The following is an 18633-nucleotide window of genomic DNA, read 5'->3' as shown; positions in this document are numbered from 1 at the left end:
ATGGAAATTAACGTTAAGGGGATGAAGATAAGAATGTATATCAAAGATCTGAGTTCGATTCATGAGTATAAAGGGGCAGAATCGTTTTGGAAAGAGCAATTATCTTCTGATGTACCTGATTTTTCGTTATTTAATAGTGGTTATCAAATGAATAAAGACAATCTATGCGACCATGTTCAAGTCATAATGGATGCAGAGTTTAGTCAAAGTTTACAAAAAGTAAGTAAGTCACAGGATTTATTTTTATTTAACTGGTTACAGGCTGCTTTAAGGGTTTGCTTGGTACATTATACAGACCAAGAAAGGAGCATAATTGGGGTTCCTGTAATCGAAAAAGATCATGAACAAAGAGAGAAGCTGAATGATTTGCTTCCTATAGGAACTGAAATCCATCCCCTTCACTCCTTTAAGCAAGTAGTGGAGCAGGTCCAACAAACGACTTTACTTGGTTATGAAAATCAGCATTATCCACTCTCTGAATTATTAGCGAAGCTCTATTCAACTCCATTTCAAATCGTTTTGGGAATGGAAGGATTACATAATAAAAATTCACTAGAAGAATGCTTAGAGGATGAATTAGCCATCTGGATACAAAGAAAATGGAATGAAAAACATAATGAATTTGAATTTCAAATTTCTTGCAAGTCTCATTCTCTTTTTCCTTTGCAACAGTTTGTTAAATCTTATCTTTATGTTTTAAAGCAAGTGTTGAGAAACCCTGATCTGGCTGTGAAAGATATCTGTATCATTTCGGAAGAAGAAAAAGAGTTGCTAGAAGGATTTAATCAAGTTCAGCTGGGTATAAACTTGTCTCAAACATTTCAGGATTTGTTTGAGAAGCAAGTGTTGAAAACCCCAGATCAAATTGCTGTTGTTTGTAATAATCAATCTTTGACATATAGAGAATTGAATAAGAAAGCAAATCAATTGGCTTCTGTTCTTCAAAGTAAGGGGGTATCCAAAGAAAGTATTATTGGAGTTATGGTAGATCGATCAGTGGAAATGATCATTGGCATGATGGGGATTTTAAAAGCTAGAGGGGCTTATCTACCAATTGATCCTTACTATCCAAATGAACGAATTGAATATATGTTACAAGATAGTCAAGCAAAATGGTTACTAAGCAAGCGAACAGAGAAAGAATTGCCTCAATTTGCTGGTGAGGTATTGTATCTTGATGAGGAACATCTCTTCCAGGGTGAAGAAAGCAATCTAAATCGGGAAAGTGAACCTAATGATCTGGCTTATGTTATTTACACATCAGGATCAACAGGAAATCCAAAAGGCGTAATGGTGGAACAGAGATCCCTCGTCCATTTCTTAAGCATTATGAGTGAAAAGCTAAAAGATAATCAGTCGTTCCTGTTTCTTGCTAGCGTCTCTTTTGATATATCTCTGTTAGAAATATGTGTCCCTTTAACTCAAGGCTCGAAGGTAGTCATTGCTACAGAGGGACAGTTTGTAACAAAAGAATTGGCTCATTTGGTCAAAGAACATAAGGTGGATTTATGGGAATCGACCCCATCGCGAATGGAATTGATTTTGAGTGATCCAGAAGGAGCAGAGTTTCTAAGAGATTTAAAGTTCATTTTGTTAGCAGGAGAAGCATTTTCAATTGATTTGATTGAAAAAATTCGAAGCATCAGCAAAGCGCAAATTTTAAATATCTATGGTCCGACAGAAACAACCATTTGTGCAGCAGTAAAAGATTTGAGTACTGCCAAAGAAGTGACGATTGGGAAACCTAATCCCAATTATTATTCTTATGTATTGAATAAATATAGTCAAATGAAACCTTGGGGAATACCGGGAGAGCTCTGTATTTCTGGAGCGGCGGTAGCTCGGGGTTATCTTGGTAAATCTAAATTGACAGATGAAAAATTTGTTCCGAATCCTTTTGTGGCGGGAGAAATGATGTATCGTACTGGTGATCTCGTCCGATGGCTACCTAATGGAGAACTTGAATATCTCGGTCGAATGGATCATCAGGTGAAAATAAGGGGATATCGGATTGAATTAGGGGAAATCGAGGCTGAGCTAAAGAGGCATCCAGAGATAGGCCAAGCTATTGTTGTTGATCAGGTAGATGGAAACAGAAAATCGTTAGCTGCTTACTATGGATCGGATAAGAAGATCCCTTTTGAAGAGCTCAGAAAATATCTAAGCAATAAATTGCCTGAATTTATGATTCCCGAAAAAATAATTCAGGTAAAAGAGATTCCACTGACTCCAAATGGGAAAGTGGATCGAAAAAGATTGGTGGATTTAACTCAAATAGATCAAATCTCCATCCCATATGTCCCCCCACGAAATCAAATCGAACAGAAATTGGTGCAAGCATGGGAAAAAGTGATGGAGATCGAGCGGATCGGTATTCATGATCACTTTTTTGCCTTAGGAGGAGAGTCGATTAAGGCACTACAGATTATCAACTTATTAGGAAAAGACCATCTGAAAGTAAGTACAAGGGATATTTTTAAATATCCCACGATTGCTCAACTTAGTTCTTGTGTAGAAGTGGAGCAGAAAGAAGAAAGCCTAGATAAAATACCAATCCGTGTTAAAGATTTGTCCAAGCCATTTTCCTTAACAGAAGTTCAGACAGCTTACATGTTAGGGCGTAATTCGCAGTTTGAATTAAGCGGCATTTCACCTCAAACGTATTTTGAATATGAAACAAAATTGGATATCAATCGGCTTTCGCAAAGTTTACAAAAGGTAATTCAGCGCCATTCTATGTTACGAGCTGTGATCTTGCCAGAGGGAAAACAGCAAATCTTACAAGACGTTCCTGATTATCAGATTGAAATAGAAAATCTCATTGGTTTAGATGAGGGAAAACAAAATGTTCGATTGCAAGAAGAACGTTCTCGAATGACCAACCATGTATTTCCTTTGGGGCAATGGCCTTTGTTCGAATTGAAAGCCTTTCTCTTAAAAGAAGACACTTATTTGTTATGTTTTCGATATGATGCTTTATTGATGGACGGGGCAAGCATGAACATCATTGGACATGATTTGTTGCATTATTATCACAAACCAGATCAAAGATTGGAATCTCTTTCTTTTGATTTTCAAGATTACATGTTCATCTATGATGAAATGGAACAAAGCAAAGAATATAAAAAAGCAAAAGATTATTGGACAAACAAGCTTCCTGACTTTCCATTTGCTCCTTCTCTACTGTTAAAAAAGGATCCAGAAGAGATTGCTACCCCTAACTTTCAATCACTTACTAAGATCTTGGACAAAGATAAATGGACGAAGTTACGGAAGCTGGCACAAGAGAAAGAAGTAACTCCTTCCGCTCTCCTTTGTACGTTATATGGAGAAGTGTTGGCACATTGGAGTAATCAACGTCGATTGGCAATTAATTTGACTGTATTTAACCGTTATCCTGTTCATGAAGAAGTAGAGCAGATTGTAGGAGATTTCACGTCACTCATCTTGTTGGACGTGGATGTGAATCCAGAGCAATCTTTCTTTACCAGAGTGGAGCAAACTCAATCGACTTTATTAGATGGACTTGAACATCGTCATTATGATGGAGTTAGCTTTATTCGAGATTTTACTCGATATCACCAAATGAGACCAAAAGCAGTTATGCCAATTGTTTTCACCTCGATGCTAGCAGGCGCGGGTGCTTTTGCTTGGGAGCAGCTTGGCTCTCTCCGCCATATCCATGCTCGGACTCCACAAGTGTATTTGGATAATGTGGTAATTGAAAAAAATGGAGAGTTATTGATCAGCTGGAACTATGTAGAAGAATTGTTTGATGTTGATGTGATGGAAGCAATGTTTTCTCAATTTGTCGATTTGTTGGAACAATTGGTGAAACAAAGAGACGTAACCTCTTTGCAAGTGAAAAAATCGGATCATTCTTTAATTGAGCAGTACAATCAGACAACAGAAAAAATACTTTCCACTACCTTGTATCAATTGTTTGCAGACCAAGTAAAACGTACACCAGATCAAGTGGCAGTGGTCTTTGAACAAGAGTGGTTGACTTACTTGCACCTTCATCAACGCTCCAATCAAGTTGCTCACTATTTGCAAGAACAAGGGATTAGTCTAGGTGACAGAGTGGGTCTTTTGGCACAGAGACGGGTTGATACGATTGTTAATATGATAGGGATATTAAAAGCGGGTGCTGCTTATGTACCTATCGATCCCGATCATCCGCCAGATCGACAAACATATATCTTAGAAAATAGCTCGTGCAAACTTTTGTTGGAGCCTGGTCTTTATAAAGAGAAACATTTATCATCATATGCAACAGAAGATTTGCCTAGCATTGCTGGTATGGAAGATATTGCCTATATTATCTATACTTCAGGAAGTACCGGAAAACCAAAAGGAGTTATCATTACTCACCAAGCGGTTTCAAATACAATTCAAGATATCAATCAAAAATATCAGGTGAATGAAGACGATCGCATTATCGGTATCTCCTCCATGTGTTTTGACCTGTCTGTATACGATATTTTTGGAGCGTTAAGTACAGGTGCAATGTTGGTAATGATTCGTGATCCAAGAGACATGCAAGAACTAATCCGTACGGTTGAACGCAGAGGGATTACGATCTGGAATACAGTCCCTGCAATCATGGATTTGGCAGTAGATCAGGTAGGTTCTCATTTTGAAAATGCTTCCTTGCGTTTGGTCTTACTTAGTGGAGATTGGATTCCACTTCCTTTACCAGAAAAAATAAAACGACATTTTCCGATCGCGGAAGTAATTTCACTGGGGGGGGCAACAGAAGCATCAATTTGGTCGATTTATTATCCAGTCAAACAGGTGGAAGCACACTGGAACAGCATTCCATATGGGATGCCTTTGGCAAACCAGACGTATTATGTACTGAACTACGATAAGAAAATGTGCCCAGTTGGTGTGATCGGTGATTTATATATTGGGGGAGTGGGCCTTGCCCAAGGATATTTGAATGATGAACAGAAAACGAACGAAGTGTTTGTGTCCCATCCAGACCTTGGTCTTATTTATAAGACAGGGGATTGTGGCAGGATGCATCCCGAGGGGTATATTGAATTTTTAGGACGTCATGATTACCAAGTCAAAATTCAGGGATATCGAGTAGAGTTAGAAGAGATCGCCCATTGCCTTCTCACTTACAAACAAGTAGACCAAGCTGTAGTGATTGACCAGACAGATGAGAATGAGATAAAATTTTTAGTCGCATATGTAGTAACTGAGCAGGATATCAGTACAACAGAACTACGAAAATATTTGCGAGACCACTTGCCAGAGTACATGCTTCCTTCTTATTTTGTTTATTTGGAGCGACTACCTTTGACTCCTAATGGAAAATTAGATCGAAAGGCGCTTCCTGCTCCAGAGAAACAAAAAAATGAGGTGTATATTGCTCCAAAAACTGAAATGGAAAAAATATTGATCAGTGTATGGCAAGAAGTGCTCAAAGTAGACCAAATCGGAGTAAATGATCATTTCTTTGCCTTGGGTGGCGATTCGATTAAGGCTATTCAAGTTTCTGGACGACTTTATGTCCAAGGATTTCAGTTAGACCCCAAAAGTTTATTTGACTTCCCTGTATTCGGTGACATGCTTCCTTCTATTAAGAGAATAGATCGACCTTCACACTTACAAACAGATGATATAAACAAAAAGAAAGAAAATAAAGTTATATCGCTGAATGTTAGAGATAAACAGCTTAATCAACATACGCTTAACAAAATACAAGAAAAAATGCCGGCTCTAAAAATAGAACGAATCTATCCATTGGCGCCCTTCCAGCAAGTTATTTATGAACATGCTGTAATTGAACCCGATACCAATGCTTATTTTGAACAAACGATTTGGACACTTGAGGGGAGACTGGATGTAGATCTCTTTATTCAGTGTTTTCAACAATTAGTTGATCGTCATGATTCTCTAAGAACGATCATTATGCGAGATGAACAAGAACAACCTTGGCAAGCTGTGTTACATGATGTTCAAATGATTTCAGAGGTACAAAGCTTGACTGAGATGACGAGACAAGAGCAACAAGTATGCTTAGACCAGTGGATGAGTGAAAATTTAGGCCGAGGATTCAATAATGATGAGCTCATGACCCGTCTCTGTGTCTTTCAACTAAAGAATAACGAATATAAGGTAGTTTGGAGTGCCCATCATCTATTATGTGATGGTTGGAGTGTCAGTATTTTGTTAGACGAATTATTCCAACTCTATGAAGCAAAAAATGCAGGAACTAAAGTGGAATTACCCCCAGTAAAACCTTTTCAAACATTCATTGACTGGACTTTAGCGCAAGATTATGAGAAAGCACGCCGTTTTTGGCGCGATTATTTATCAGGGTACAATCGGAAAATCAGCATTCCAAAAAAGAAGGTACCAACTCAAAGTAAAGGGTTAAGCTTTACATTTCTGGATTTAACGTTAGATGAGGATCTAACCAATCAGTTACGGACATTTGTAACCCAACACCATGTAACCATGAATTCGGCTTTACTAGCTGTATGGGGTATATTGCTTGGTAAATACAATGGAACGAAAGAAGTAGTATTACCCAATCTGGTATCAGTCAGACCTCCTGAGGTGGAAGGGATTGAAAATATGTTTGGTCTGTTCACAAATGTTTTGCCTATCCGAGTAGCTTGGGCAGAAACGCAATCCTTTGTGGATCTCCTGCAAAAAGTTCAACAAGAAACATTGAAATGTAATGAGTATGCTTACTATTCTCTTGTTGAGATCCAAAAACAAAGTGAGTTGACCGACCAGTTGACCGACCATCTTTGGGTGTTTGAAAACTATCCTACAAATCCATCTATTTTCTCTTCAAATGAGAACAGAAATTTTGCCATTACAGATTACGAAGTTGTTGATGAGCCGCATGTGAAGTACGGAATTATATGCTTCCCTGAAGAGAAACTTACAATGAAATTTGGATATGATCAAAATATCTATGAAGCGGAGCAAGTACAGGAAATATTGAATCACCTCCATACATTAATCAAAACGATCGTTCATAATCCAACACAGACAATCGGCGATTATCAATTATAAAAAATGAAAAGGCGAGCAACAACTCGCCTTTTAAAATTGAATAGGAGTGAAATGAGTGTCGGAAAACTTGCAGTTATCAGCTGAAAAGATGCGTCAGTTAGGATATCAAGCGGTTGATTTAATCATTGACCATATGAATCATTTGAAAAGTAAACCAGTATCTGAAGCAATTGATAGTGATATTCTCAGAAACAAGCTGACAGAATCAATCCCAGAAAACGGAGCCGATCCGAAAGAGCTCCTTCATTTTCTTACTAGGAACGTGTTTAATCAGATTACCCATGTGGATCATCCTCATTTTTTGGCTTTTGTACCAGGGCCCAGCAATTATGTTGGAGTAGTAGCAGATTTTTTAGCAAGTGGATTTAATGTATTTCCGACAGCTTGGATAGCAGGCGCAGGTGCTGAGCAAATCGAATTAACGACAATCAATTGGTTAAAATCGATGTTAGGGTTCCCTGATTCGGCTGAAGGGCTATTTGTAAGCGGAGGTTCCATGGCTAATTTGACCGCGCTTACTGTAGCTAGGCAGGTCAAGCTTAATAATGACATAGAAAATGCGGTTGTTTATTTTTCCGACCAAACTCATTTTTCTGTGAATCGGGCACTAAAAGTATTGGGTTTCAAACACCATCAAATTTGCCGAATCGAAACGGATGAACATTTACGAATTTCAGTCAGTGCTTTGAAAAAGCAACTAAAAGAAGATCGAACAAAGGGGAAAAAACCATTCTGTGTCATTGCTAATGCTGGAACAACTAATTGTGGAGTGGTTGATTCCCTCAATGAGTTGGCTGATCTTTGTAATGACGAAGATGTATGGCTACATGCGGATGGAGCCTATGGTGCCCCGGCAATTCTCAGTGAAAAAGGAAGTGCTTTGCTTCTAGGAATTCATCGTGTCGATTCCTTGACGTTGGATCCTCATAAATGGCTTTTTCAGCCTTATGATGTGGGCTGTGTACTCATTAGAAACAACCAATACTTAAGCAAAACATTTCGTATGATCCCAGAGTATATTAAGGATTCGGAAACCAATATAGAAGAAGAAATCAATTTTGGAGAATGTGGAATTGAACTTTCGCGTAGATTTAGGGCGTTAAAGGTGTGGCTGTCTTTTAAAGTGTTTGGAGTGGAAGCTTTTCGCCAGGCAATTGATCATGGAATCATGTTGGCTGAACAAGTTGAAACGTTCTTAGGGAAAGCGAAAGATTGGGAGGTAGTAACACCTGCCCAGTTAGGAATTGTTACTTTTCGTTATATCCCTTGTGAATTAGCATCAACAGATACAATCAATGAAATAAACAAAAAATTGGTGGGAGAAATTACTCGCAGAGGATTTGCCATGTTAAGTACGACCGAATTGAAAGAGAAAGTGGTTATTCGACTTTGTTCCATCAACCCAAGGACAACAACAGAAGAAATGCTCCAAATCATGATGAAAATAAAAGCATTGGCAGAGGAAGTAAGCACATCGTACAAACATCTAATTTCCATTCCGAAATTTTGATATGCTGGGAAACAAGCGACTTTTAACGATGAAACATAAAATTGAAGAGCTACGTATCATTTAGGGGAATCGTTCGTTTATCCTTGTTTTAGACATCAAACAACCGATTGCCTGTACATGAAGGAGTCGGTTGTTTGATTTGTTTTTTATATGAATGCAAAAGGGTTCGGTAGGGAAAACGCCCCACGAACCCTTTGTTTTTTAAATATTAATCTTGGTGTCTAACATAGCTTTTAGAAATTCACCTAAAGGTTGATGATAAGTTGGCAAATCCGTAAACTCATTTTCCAAATGTTCTTCTAAGTCTAATTTCTCGATGGCATTTTCTCCTTTTCGTACTCTGACCACAGGGTGAATATGGACACTCTCCTGCGGTTGTCCAGGTACTCGAGGAATATTTAAAGGATCAGCAAACTTATGAATATCTCCATATTCTAAAGAAGCGGCAAGTAACACTTCATCCTCTTGCAAAGGTGTATTTTCAAACTCAATAATCGTTTGATAACCATGAATATTCCACATGCCGGATTCATATTTCATCACATATACAATAAATCCTGGTTGCAAATAAGGATCAGAAGCCTCTGTAAGTTCTTCCAGGATATGTCCAACAACTTCTTCGTTTGAGATCATGACATTTTTTATTGGGAATTCTAGCCGATCTGCTATTTTATGAGCAAGAACCTTACTGTTATATCGGAAGCCGTGTATAAAACCGCTGGATGTTTTTCGATAATCTAAACCATGGGTTTGAGTGCCAGCGAAGAACAGATTCGAGACTTCTGTTGATTCGAAAACACCTGATATAGAAGGATATTTCTTGTTAATAATCTTAAGGTTAAGATCTTTCACTAGATGGTCTATATTTGAACGGAAACCTGTTGCGGCAATGATTTCGTTAAAGAATAACACCTCTTTTTCATCCTCCGCATGCTTATAGTGAACGGTGACATTAAAGCCTTCATCCACTTTCTCAATATTTAGGATTTCACAATCTAATAACGCCGCTTGATGTTTTAACTGATAGTTATCCACTAGCAATGAATTAACTGCTCTAATATCTCCAACATAGTGGGTTTTATATGCTAGTCGGGTAGAATGACGACTTGCAACCATAATTAGGTTGGCTTCATTTAATATCTCTTGTACGCATTCCATTCCACTGTTCCCTTTGCCGATGATTAGTACCCGTTTATCACGGTAGTGCTCTTTCTTTTTCATCTCATGATATGGAGTAGTAAATTCTAAACCAGGAATAGGTGGAGGATTTGGGGTCATTCCTGTTGCAATTACAAGAAACTTACAATACAGTTTTCCTTTGTCAGTCTCTACCTCAAAGTACCCCTGTTCCGTTTTGCGAGTCGCTTTCCACATTGTATTATACATAACTTGTAATTCATATTCTGTTACCAAATCGTTTAACATTTCTACTAATGCTTCGCGTCGAGGAAAGAACTCACGACTGTAATTCCTCATCATGATTTTCTTTTCTTTTGTTAATAAACTATTCCAGTCAAATCTCTCTGAGAAACGACTCTTTGGCGGTTTTCCAGTATAAAGCTTATTATTACTGATTAATTGGCCATGCACGGGGTATTTGGTGTAGAATGCACCTGCCTGTTTTCCCGACTCAATCATCAATAAATCTAGTTTCTGATTATATTCATCAGAGAGCTCTTTTAAAGACAATGCTACTTGAAGACCACCCGGACCTGCACCAACAATAATAACATCATGTAATTTTTCCATGTAAATCCCTCCATTATAACTGCAATCCTAAGATTGTTTTGAAAATGGTTTTAAATCTAGAACATTTTGATTTTCTTTTGGGTTTTCTGGATAAAGAATATTAAAGATCGGCATTACCACAATGGTAGTAACCAGTGTCATTAATACTAAAATGGCGAAAACTTGAGGTGTAATGATTTTGTATGTGATTCCGATGTTAACAAGGATAAGCACCATTAAACCTCGTGCATTCATTAGAATCCCAATCGCGGACGCTTCCCGCCAAGAATATCCAATACTTTTCATGGCTAGTGCACATCCTCCATATTTACCCGCAATCGATGCAACAAGCACTACTATTGCGGGAATCAGAAGTGACATATCATTAAAGATCGTTGTGAAGTTTGTATTTAGTCCAGAATAAGCAAAGAAAATGGGTAATAACAAAGTAATTACAAAAGGCTGGAATTTCGATTTCAATTCTTGTAAAAAAACCTTATTTCTTGGCATCGACAAACCTACGATAAAACCACCAAACACAGAATAAACACCAACATAGTCAGTAAACCAAATGGCAACAAGAAGGAGCAGAAGGACTAAGGAGAAATGATTCATCGAAAGTGATCCTTCTTTTTCCACTCTTTCTCCTAGACGCGTTAACCACTTCTTCCCAACAAGAAGCATAAAACAAGCGAATAACGTACCGAAAGTAATAGCAGTTATTCCTGCTAATACGCCTTGTGCTTGTGCTAATGCAGTAATTAATGCAACTAAACACCATGCCAGTGCATCATCAATCGAAGCAGCAATCAAAGCTAATGTACCAAAGTTAGACGTGGTTAAATTCCGTTCTTGTAAAATTCTCGCTAACATTGGAAAAGCCGTAAGTGCCAGAGCAGACCCTATGAATAATGCAAATAGGTATATATTCACATCGGGAAGGGATAGCTTTGAATAATAAATGACCCCAACCATGATTCCTAATAGAAGCGGAACGATTATTCCAGATGTAGAGAGAATTGTGCATTTTTTAATTAGGTTTCCTGTCAGTTTCTTCTCATCTACTTCTGCTCCTACAAGGAACATATACATACCCAAACCTATATTACTAAGAATATATAAAATACTTTTTATATCTATAGTGAATAGAGTAGACATAAATTGAGGGGCAAATATCCCTAAAAATGAAGGTCCGATTAAAATTCCGGCTATCATTTCACCAACCACTTTGGGTTGCCCAATATAACGAGCTAAATTACCACAGATATAAGAAGCTACCAATACTAAAATCAAAGCAGGGATAAAACTTAAAAACAACTCCATATTACTGCCCAAGTGTAATTAACTCCTTCTATAGATTAATTTTTTATTCTTCATTCTCACGCTTTTGCCTTGTTTTAGACAAGAATCTATCCATTGGGATCAAGCCGGCGTATGAACTGCATTTCTTTCGTTCCTGGAAAATGTACCCCTAGTATAAATGTAACGTTGTCAATATTGCGAAATACTCTTCCTCCTTTCTTATGTAAATATTTAACACCCTATATAATTTATATAATATTTAAAAAAATCCTTCTGCTATTTAATAATTTGTTAACTATTTTAAAAAAAATTTTGCTATTTAATAGTTTGTTAACGAAAAACACAATTTTATCTACTTTGAGCCGAAGTTAAAAGGTGTTGTGAAATACCGCAATGTGACCAAAAAAGGAGATTTAAGAATTTCTTCATTTGAACATTGGACGGTATAATAAAAAGCTGAAGAGTATCTTCAGCTTTTTTCTTTGTTGATTCTCTTTCTGAGAATCGCTCTATATTGCATTAAGATGGACAATCAGACACTAAACTTTAAATCAGTTGTATAGACATAGCCTCTTTGCACATTAATCATTATAAATAGTTGAATAGAAAAATAATACTTTTATTATATCAAAAACAAAACTATCAATTTCTCGCATAATGACAATGTAAATGAAAATATTCTAAAAAATAGATTATTTCGTGAACCAAAACATCATTTGATATTGTTTTTTGGATATATTATCCTGAAGAAGATTAACATATATTCATGACAAAGTTTATAAAGGAGAGCTTATAAGTGCAGATACACTTACTTAATATAGATTATCGCTATGATTTTAATAATTACAGGAGTTTCTACCCAATATTAGATAAGGAGATTAGACAAAAAATTTCAAAATTCGTAAATGAAAAGGATAAAATACGTTCATTCCTAAGTCACTTATTTCTTAGATATTTAATTTCATGTGAACTTTGCTGTGAATTAGTAGATATTAAATTTAAATATGGGAAATATGGAAAACCCTATATAGACTCAGAAAAGGCACTCGCATTTAATATATCTCATTCTGGTAAATTTATTGCTATAGCTATAGGGAGTGAGGAAATTGGAGTTGATATTCAAGAATGTATCAATCTAGACTATAAAGAATTATCATCAAGTTTTTTTACACAACAAGAATATGAGTATATAACTTGTCAATCTAACATGAGGGGAAAATTTTTTAAGATTTGGACTTTAAAAGAGAGCTATTTGAAAGCGACCGGTAGGGGGTTGTATTCTCCTCTTAATTCTATCTGCTTTTCCTCTATAAATAACGAAATCAAACCATATTTTGAGGAAAATAATAAAACTTATTATTTCCATAGTGAATTTATCAATGATGATTATTGTATGTCAGTCTGTTCTACTAAACCAGTTGAAAATTTTCAATTTTATCAATATAGCCAATCTAAAATAAACTATTTATTATTAGGGGAGAATTATAATTAAAGCTTTCTTTTTAGGGTGCGCTGGGTCTTCAAAAACAATATTTAAGTAATGACTGTGGAAGACAAATAATATCGAATTTATCTCACCTATTATTTATTGTCAGTATATTAACAATAAACAAAGTAACAACCTTTTGTTATTTAATCAAAATATTGACTAAATTTATAGTTGAATCTCTTATGTTTTCTTATAATGCATTTAAAGTAAGCTTAATTCCCTCGTAAAAATCTATGTGTAATAGACCATTTTATAAAATGGTCTATCATTAGAAATGAGGATGATGTAAATTGATAAAAGGAATATACGAAGCACATCTACCTGTTAAGGATTTGGAAAATTCAATAGATTTCTATAGGAGATTAGGTTTGGAACTTGCTTGGCGCGATGAATCTACAGCTTTCTTTTGGATTGATAAAGGACGAAGTTGGCTAGGTTTATGGGAAGGTGATGAATATAAGACGCCTTATCATCCTGCACTGCGCCATATTGCTTTTGAAGTAACATATGAGGATTTAAAGACATCAGTAGAATGGTTAAATACTCTCGGAATTAAAGTTGGACCTGTTAATCCAAATCAACCGATAGATCCCTTTATACGTCCAAATCAAGGTAACGGCACAGTTTACTTTAATGATCCAGATGGAAACAGTTTAGAGTTAATGTGTTACGTAGAAGTACCTGAACATTTAAGACATATAACTAACAAACTTTCCTTTAGTGAATGGGAAGAAATGAATAAGTGAGAGCATACGCCTGAAAAAATGGGCTGTCTATTTGATAGACAGCCTGTTTTTTGTAAAGTTGATTATTACAGGATCATTTGATGACTATAACCAACATTATGTGAACTGAAAATGAATAATCTATGCATAGTAAAGTAATGGGATTATGCAAAATTCTATTAAGGTGAATAATCAAATTAAATAAGAAATAAATGGAGGAAGAAAAATGAAAATAATAGAATTACCAATTGAATATGAATTCAATAGACAAAAAAAATGTATTTATCCTAGCTTAATTATACTGAATAATGAACTAACCTTGGTCGATACAGGGTGTATCAATTTTTTAACTTTAATCGAAAATGAAATTCTGAAAAATGGATATGAAATGAAGAATTTAAAAAATATAATTATTACTCACTATGATGATGATCATATAGGTTCCTTATATGATTTTAAAGAAAAGTATCCTTGGATTACTATTATAGCTAGTGAAGTTGAATCAAAATACATTAGTGGTGAATTAAAGGCAGAAAGATTGGTTCAAGCCGAAGAAATGCTAGAAAATATGTCAAATGAAGATATGGAATTTGGTAAATGGTTTATACAACAACTAAAGAATTTGAAGCCTGTTTTAATTAATAAGAAAGTACATGATGGAGATATGATTTTAGATAACGAATGTAGAATAGTAGCAACACCAGGGCATACTTCAGGGCATATTTCATTATATTTTCCAAGGTTGAAAAGTATAATTACAGGTGATGCAGCTGTTAAAGAGAATCATGAATTAGTCATTGCTAATCCACAGTTTTGTTTAAATATTGAGAAAGCCCAACAGTCTCTGATAAAGATTAAAAATCTTAAAGCTGAAAATTACTATTGTTATCATGGTGGGAAATTCACGTTATAATCGCAGGATAAACGATGATACTCTTTATTATTTCTCTCTTTAAATTTTTGTCTTTGGAGTAAATATATCATATTCTTAATCTAAGATAAGTATTTTCAATTCAATAGAGAACTTTAATAAGGAGGGACATGATGTCTTTAAAAGGTATATGTATTAAGTATTATGAGTTTGGGAACCCCTCAGATGTTTTACGTATAGAGGAAGTAGACGTTCCATTACCTCAAGAGGGAGAATTGTTAGTTAAAATGGAGATGAGTCCTATCAATCCATCAGATATTATTCCGATTACAGGGGCATATGCTAACCGAATCACAGTACCAAGCATACCAGGTTATGAAGGGGTAGGGATTGTAGAGGATGTCGGACCTTCTGTTTCGAAGTGGTTTATTGGCAAACGAGTCCTTCCCTTGAGAGGACAAGGGACTTGGCAGGAATTTGTCACATCGCCAGCAGAATTAGCCATTGTATTGCCTGAAGATATTCATAATCATATAGCTGCACAGTTATATATTAATCCAATTACAGCGTGGGTCATTTGTAATCAAGTGTTAAAACTTAAACCGGATGATATCCTCCTTGTCAACGCGTGTGGATCCTCTATAGGGCGTATATTTGTCCAATTATCTCAGATTATAGGATTCCAGCTTATTGCTATTACTCGAAATGATAAACACACAGCCTCCTTGTTAGAGATAGGAGCTTCCTATGTTATTAACACAGAAGAGACACCTCTAAAGGAAGCTGTAATGGATTTAACACGGGGAAGAGGAGCTACAGCTGCTATTGATGCTATTGGGGGAATAGAAGGAACTCATCTAGCCTTCTGCTTACAACCGAAAGGAATCCTTTTAAGTATTGGGTTGCTGTCAGGAGTTCCTCTGAATTATCGAGAAATTATGGAACGTACACAAACACAAGCAGAGATCTTTCATCTTCGTCATTGGAATAAAAATATCTCTGTAAAGGAATGGCACGCCACTTTTTATCAACTTATACAAATGATTCGAGATGACACTCTACAACTTAGCCAAATCTCTCAATCCTTTTCGTTAGCAAATGTTCATAGAGCTCTCACTGAATCAAGAAAAGTTTTTCTAACGATGAACTAATAAAGATATAGAATACATAAATAAAGATTTAGGTCCTTCTATATGGTATAAAGCAAGAACATTTATTGTATGTTATTAATTTGTAAATGATTAGGGTTTTTGTTAACTTACTTATAATGACTAGCCCTTAATAAAAAGGAATCCTTTGCTAATTATGGGCAAAGGATTTTCTTGTTTATATGGATAGGGGAATACATTAATAATTTATCCGGTTTTATAGACTTTACAAATTCCTCTCCCTTACTACTCAAAACTTTTTCTCCTTTAATAAAAAATCCTCAGTACCCTTTATTCATAAGGGCATTAAGCTTTCTTAACTTCCTTGAATTGTTTCTCTATGAACTAAAAATACATCTTTGATATTTAACATTTCCCTTGTTAACTATAGATTTATGCCTATTACAAAGGGTTTATAGATAATTTCACTTATCTGTTATAGAGTAATAGTGAAAGGTAGATGATTAAAGTGATTTTGGGTAAGCGGTTAAAAAAGTTAAGAGAAATGAAAAATATCTCCTAAGAGAACCTTGCTCAATAAATGAATGTATCTAGGTGAGCCAGCCATTTACAGATGGGAAACAAATAAGAATTATCCCGATATGGATAATTTGATTAAACTGAGTAAAATCTATGCTATTACACCAGATGAGTTAGTTAAAGAAGAGCAGATATCTTGGAAAAAAGCTACTATAGACGAAGAGGGTGAAGAATTTTCTATCTTACCCTTTATTATAGATTTTATTATCTTACTTGTTGAATTTTTTTTGATTCAGGTATTATGTTAATCATAAAGTTCTCTCTAGTAGTGTTAAACCATCATTAAAAAAGTAACAGAAGCTGTAATTAAATAAGATACAAACTGAGAATTAGTTTTTTAATATTGATAACGAACACTATGGTAATTAAAAAACAGGTGACAACAATATAAATCAGAATCCTCAGTAGCAATACATAATAAATAGAAATCCCTGTCTGATTTAAAAGTTAAATTTTGAATCAGACAGGGATTATATTAACTTACCACGATTTGGTTAATTCTCTCTGAAATAGCCTTTGCAAATTCTGAAGTCGAAGCATGGCCTCCTAAATCTTTCGTTTTGATTCCATCTTTAAGTGATTGATAAAGGCTTTGCTCAACTAATTTACCTATTTCCTTAAGATTGTTATCATTATGCCGTTCAGCAAGCCACTCCATTAACATGACAGTTGAAAGCATCATACCTGTTGGATTTCCTATGTTTAAACCAGCAATATCTGGGGCAGAACCGTGGGCTGCTTGTGCCATAGCTACAGTTGCATTGGCATTAATGGAAGGAGCTAATCCAAGACTTCCAACAAGCTCACCTGCTAGGTCTGAAAGAATATCTCCATACATATTTTCTGTCACAATCACATCAAAGTCTTTCGCTCGACGTACTAAATGAGCGGCCATTGCATCGATATGGTAATCATCTACAGTGACTTCAGGATACTGTTTCGCAACCTCACGACAAACATTTAAAAATAACCCTGTACTTAATCGAAGAACATTGGCTTTATGAACGATGGTTACTTTTTTACGACGCTTCATCGCCATTTTAAAGGCAACATGAGCAATTCGTTCCACAGCTTTTCTTGTGAAGACACCTGAAGTCACAACAACGTCTTCTGTAATTTGCCATTCTCCATGGCCTGCAAACATATTTCGATCGGCATAAAAACCTTCTGTATTTTCACGGAAGATAACTAAATCAGCTTCTCCTACTACGCTTTTAATCCCTGGCATGGTTTTAGCAGGGCGGATGTTAGCAAATAAATCTAGTGTATGACGAAGAGCACCACTTGGATTAAGTTTCACCTTATGTTCTAGTGGATAAGCAGCAGAATCATGAGGACCAAGTATCCATCCATGAGTATCCTTCAAAGCATTTGTAGTGAATTCTGGAAGGGGATCATTATATTGTTTTATTCCTTCCCATCCCATAGGTAAATCAATCCAATCAATATCTACTCCAACCTTATCTGCAGCTGTTTTAAACGCATCAACTGTAGCGCTTACAATTTCAGGGCCAATTCCATCTCCAGCTAGTACTCCCAAACGATAAGTGGTCATTTTTTAACAATCCTTTCACTATATAGTAGGGTGATTTAATAGTCCTGTAATAACTTGAACTTTATACTATTAATGTAATATGAAGATAGAAATTAATAAAATATTATTTTTTTATAATTATAAATAGAATTTTCCTATTCCTTGATTTAAAGGAATAACTTTAATGCAAAATATAGGGTAAGAAAAAAATAAACATTACATTAGTTACTTAGAACAACCCAACCTTCCTTTGGGCAAATAAAAAGGCCAATGCAAATTATCATTACAATGACTGCTTCTAGAGGGATTAAAATGTAGTAAAAGTGAAATGATAGGAAACATATTAATCTTTGGACGGTTTAAAGGAAGGTGTCTGACAATGGTTATTATTTTTATTTTTTTATAATTTTTAATTTACTCTCATTCTTTGTACCTAAGAAGTTAACTCATATTGAAATATATTCTACATCTTGCTTTGCCTACGCTTACGGAATAACAACAGACATAATTCTAGATTTACATTACAATCTATATAGTTATTTTCAGAAAGGCTTTCAATGGCTGTCACTCTTAGCCATTATTATGTATTTTCCATCTGTTAGCTTTTTATTTTTAAACTTTTATCCCTTTATTAAGAGTTTAGGGATGAAATTAAGTTACATTTTAAGTTGGACCATTTTTTCAATTGTGTTTGAATAGTTCACAGTTAAAACGGACTTTTTTTATTATAATGGCTGGAGAT

10 protein-coding genes are annotated in these 18633 nt (G+C 35.5%); 7 read left to right on the top strand and 3 right to left on the bottom strand.

Annotated elements, in window-relative coordinates; genetic code table 11:
- Positions 1–33: 33 nt before the first annotated feature.
- Positions 34–7044, top strand: coding sequence for an amino acid adenylation domain-containing protein (locus BM012_RS10550; RefSeq protein WP_061804147.1), 7011 nt, complete (start codon positions 34–36; stop codon positions 7042–7044).
- Positions 7045–7099: 55 nt separating this feature from the next.
- A complete protein-coding gene (locus tag BM012_RS10545; protein ID WP_061804148.1) occupies positions 7100–8554 on the top strand; it encodes a pyridoxal phosphate-dependent decarboxylase family protein in 1455 nt (484 codons plus the stop codon).
- Positions 8555–8755: 201 nt separating this feature from the next.
- On the opposite strand, the gene BM012_RS10540 is transcribed toward BM012_RS10545, so the two are convergent.
- Positions 8756–10303, bottom strand: a complete 1548-nt coding sequence (locus tag BM012_RS10540) for an NAD(P)-binding domain-containing protein (protein ID WP_061804149.1) — start codon at positions 10301–10303, stop codon at positions 8756–8758.
- Between the two features lie 27 nt (positions 10304–10330).
- On the bottom strand, positions 10331–11605 hold the full coding sequence (locus BM012_RS10535; RefSeq protein ID WP_064504988.1) for a cation:proton antiporter: 1275 nt from the start codon (positions 11603–11605) through the stop codon (positions 10331–10333).
- Positions 11606–12380: 775 nt separating this feature from the next.
- Here BM012_RS10535 and BM012_RS10530 point away from each other — a divergent pair.
- The 5 genes from BM012_RS10530 (at position 12381) to BM012_RS10510 (ending at position 16605) form a co-directional block, all read left to right on the top strand.
- On the top strand, positions 12381–13076 hold the full coding sequence (locus tag BM012_RS10530; RefSeq protein ID WP_061804151.1) for a 4'-phosphopantetheinyl transferase family protein: 696 nt from the start codon (positions 12381–12383) through the stop codon (positions 13074–13076).
- A gap of 287 nt (positions 13077–13363) precedes the next feature.
- Positions 13364–13819, top strand: coding sequence for a VOC family protein (locus BM012_RS10525; protein WP_061804152.1), 456 nt, complete (start codon positions 13364–13366; stop codon positions 13817–13819).
- A gap of 205 nt (positions 13820–14024) precedes the next feature.
- A complete protein-coding gene (locus BM012_RS10520; protein ID WP_061804153.1) occupies positions 14025–14711 on the top strand; it encodes an MBL fold metallo-hydrolase in 687 nt (228 codons plus the stop codon).
- A 131-nt stretch (positions 14712–14842) separates the two neighbouring features.
- Positions 14843–15820, top strand: coding sequence for a zinc-dependent alcohol dehydrogenase family protein (locus BM012_RS10515; RefSeq protein ID WP_061804154.1), 978 nt, complete (start codon positions 14843–14845; stop codon positions 15818–15820).
- A 542-nt stretch (positions 15821–16362) separates the two neighbouring features.
- Complete coding sequence (locus tag BM012_RS10510) at positions 16363–16605, top strand: helix-turn-helix domain-containing protein (protein WP_061804155.1); 243 nt, start codon at positions 16363–16365, stop codon at positions 16603–16605.
- A 227-nt stretch (positions 16606–16832) separates the two neighbouring features.
- Here the strand turns inward: BM012_RS10510 and BM012_RS10505 are convergent, their stop codons facing one another.
- On the bottom strand, positions 16833–17912 hold the full coding sequence (locus BM012_RS10505; RefSeq protein ID WP_061804156.1) for an isocitrate/isopropylmalate dehydrogenase family protein: 1080 nt from the start codon (positions 17910–17912) through the stop codon (positions 16833–16835).
- Positions 17913–18633: the final 721 nt, after the last annotated feature.

The organism is Priestia endophytica DSM 13796 (assembly GCF_900115845.1).
GTDB lineage: Bacteria > Bacillota > Bacilli > Bacillales > Bacillaceae_H > Bacillus_I > Bacillus_I endophytica.
This window is presented reverse-complemented; position numbering and strand designations above follow the sequence as displayed.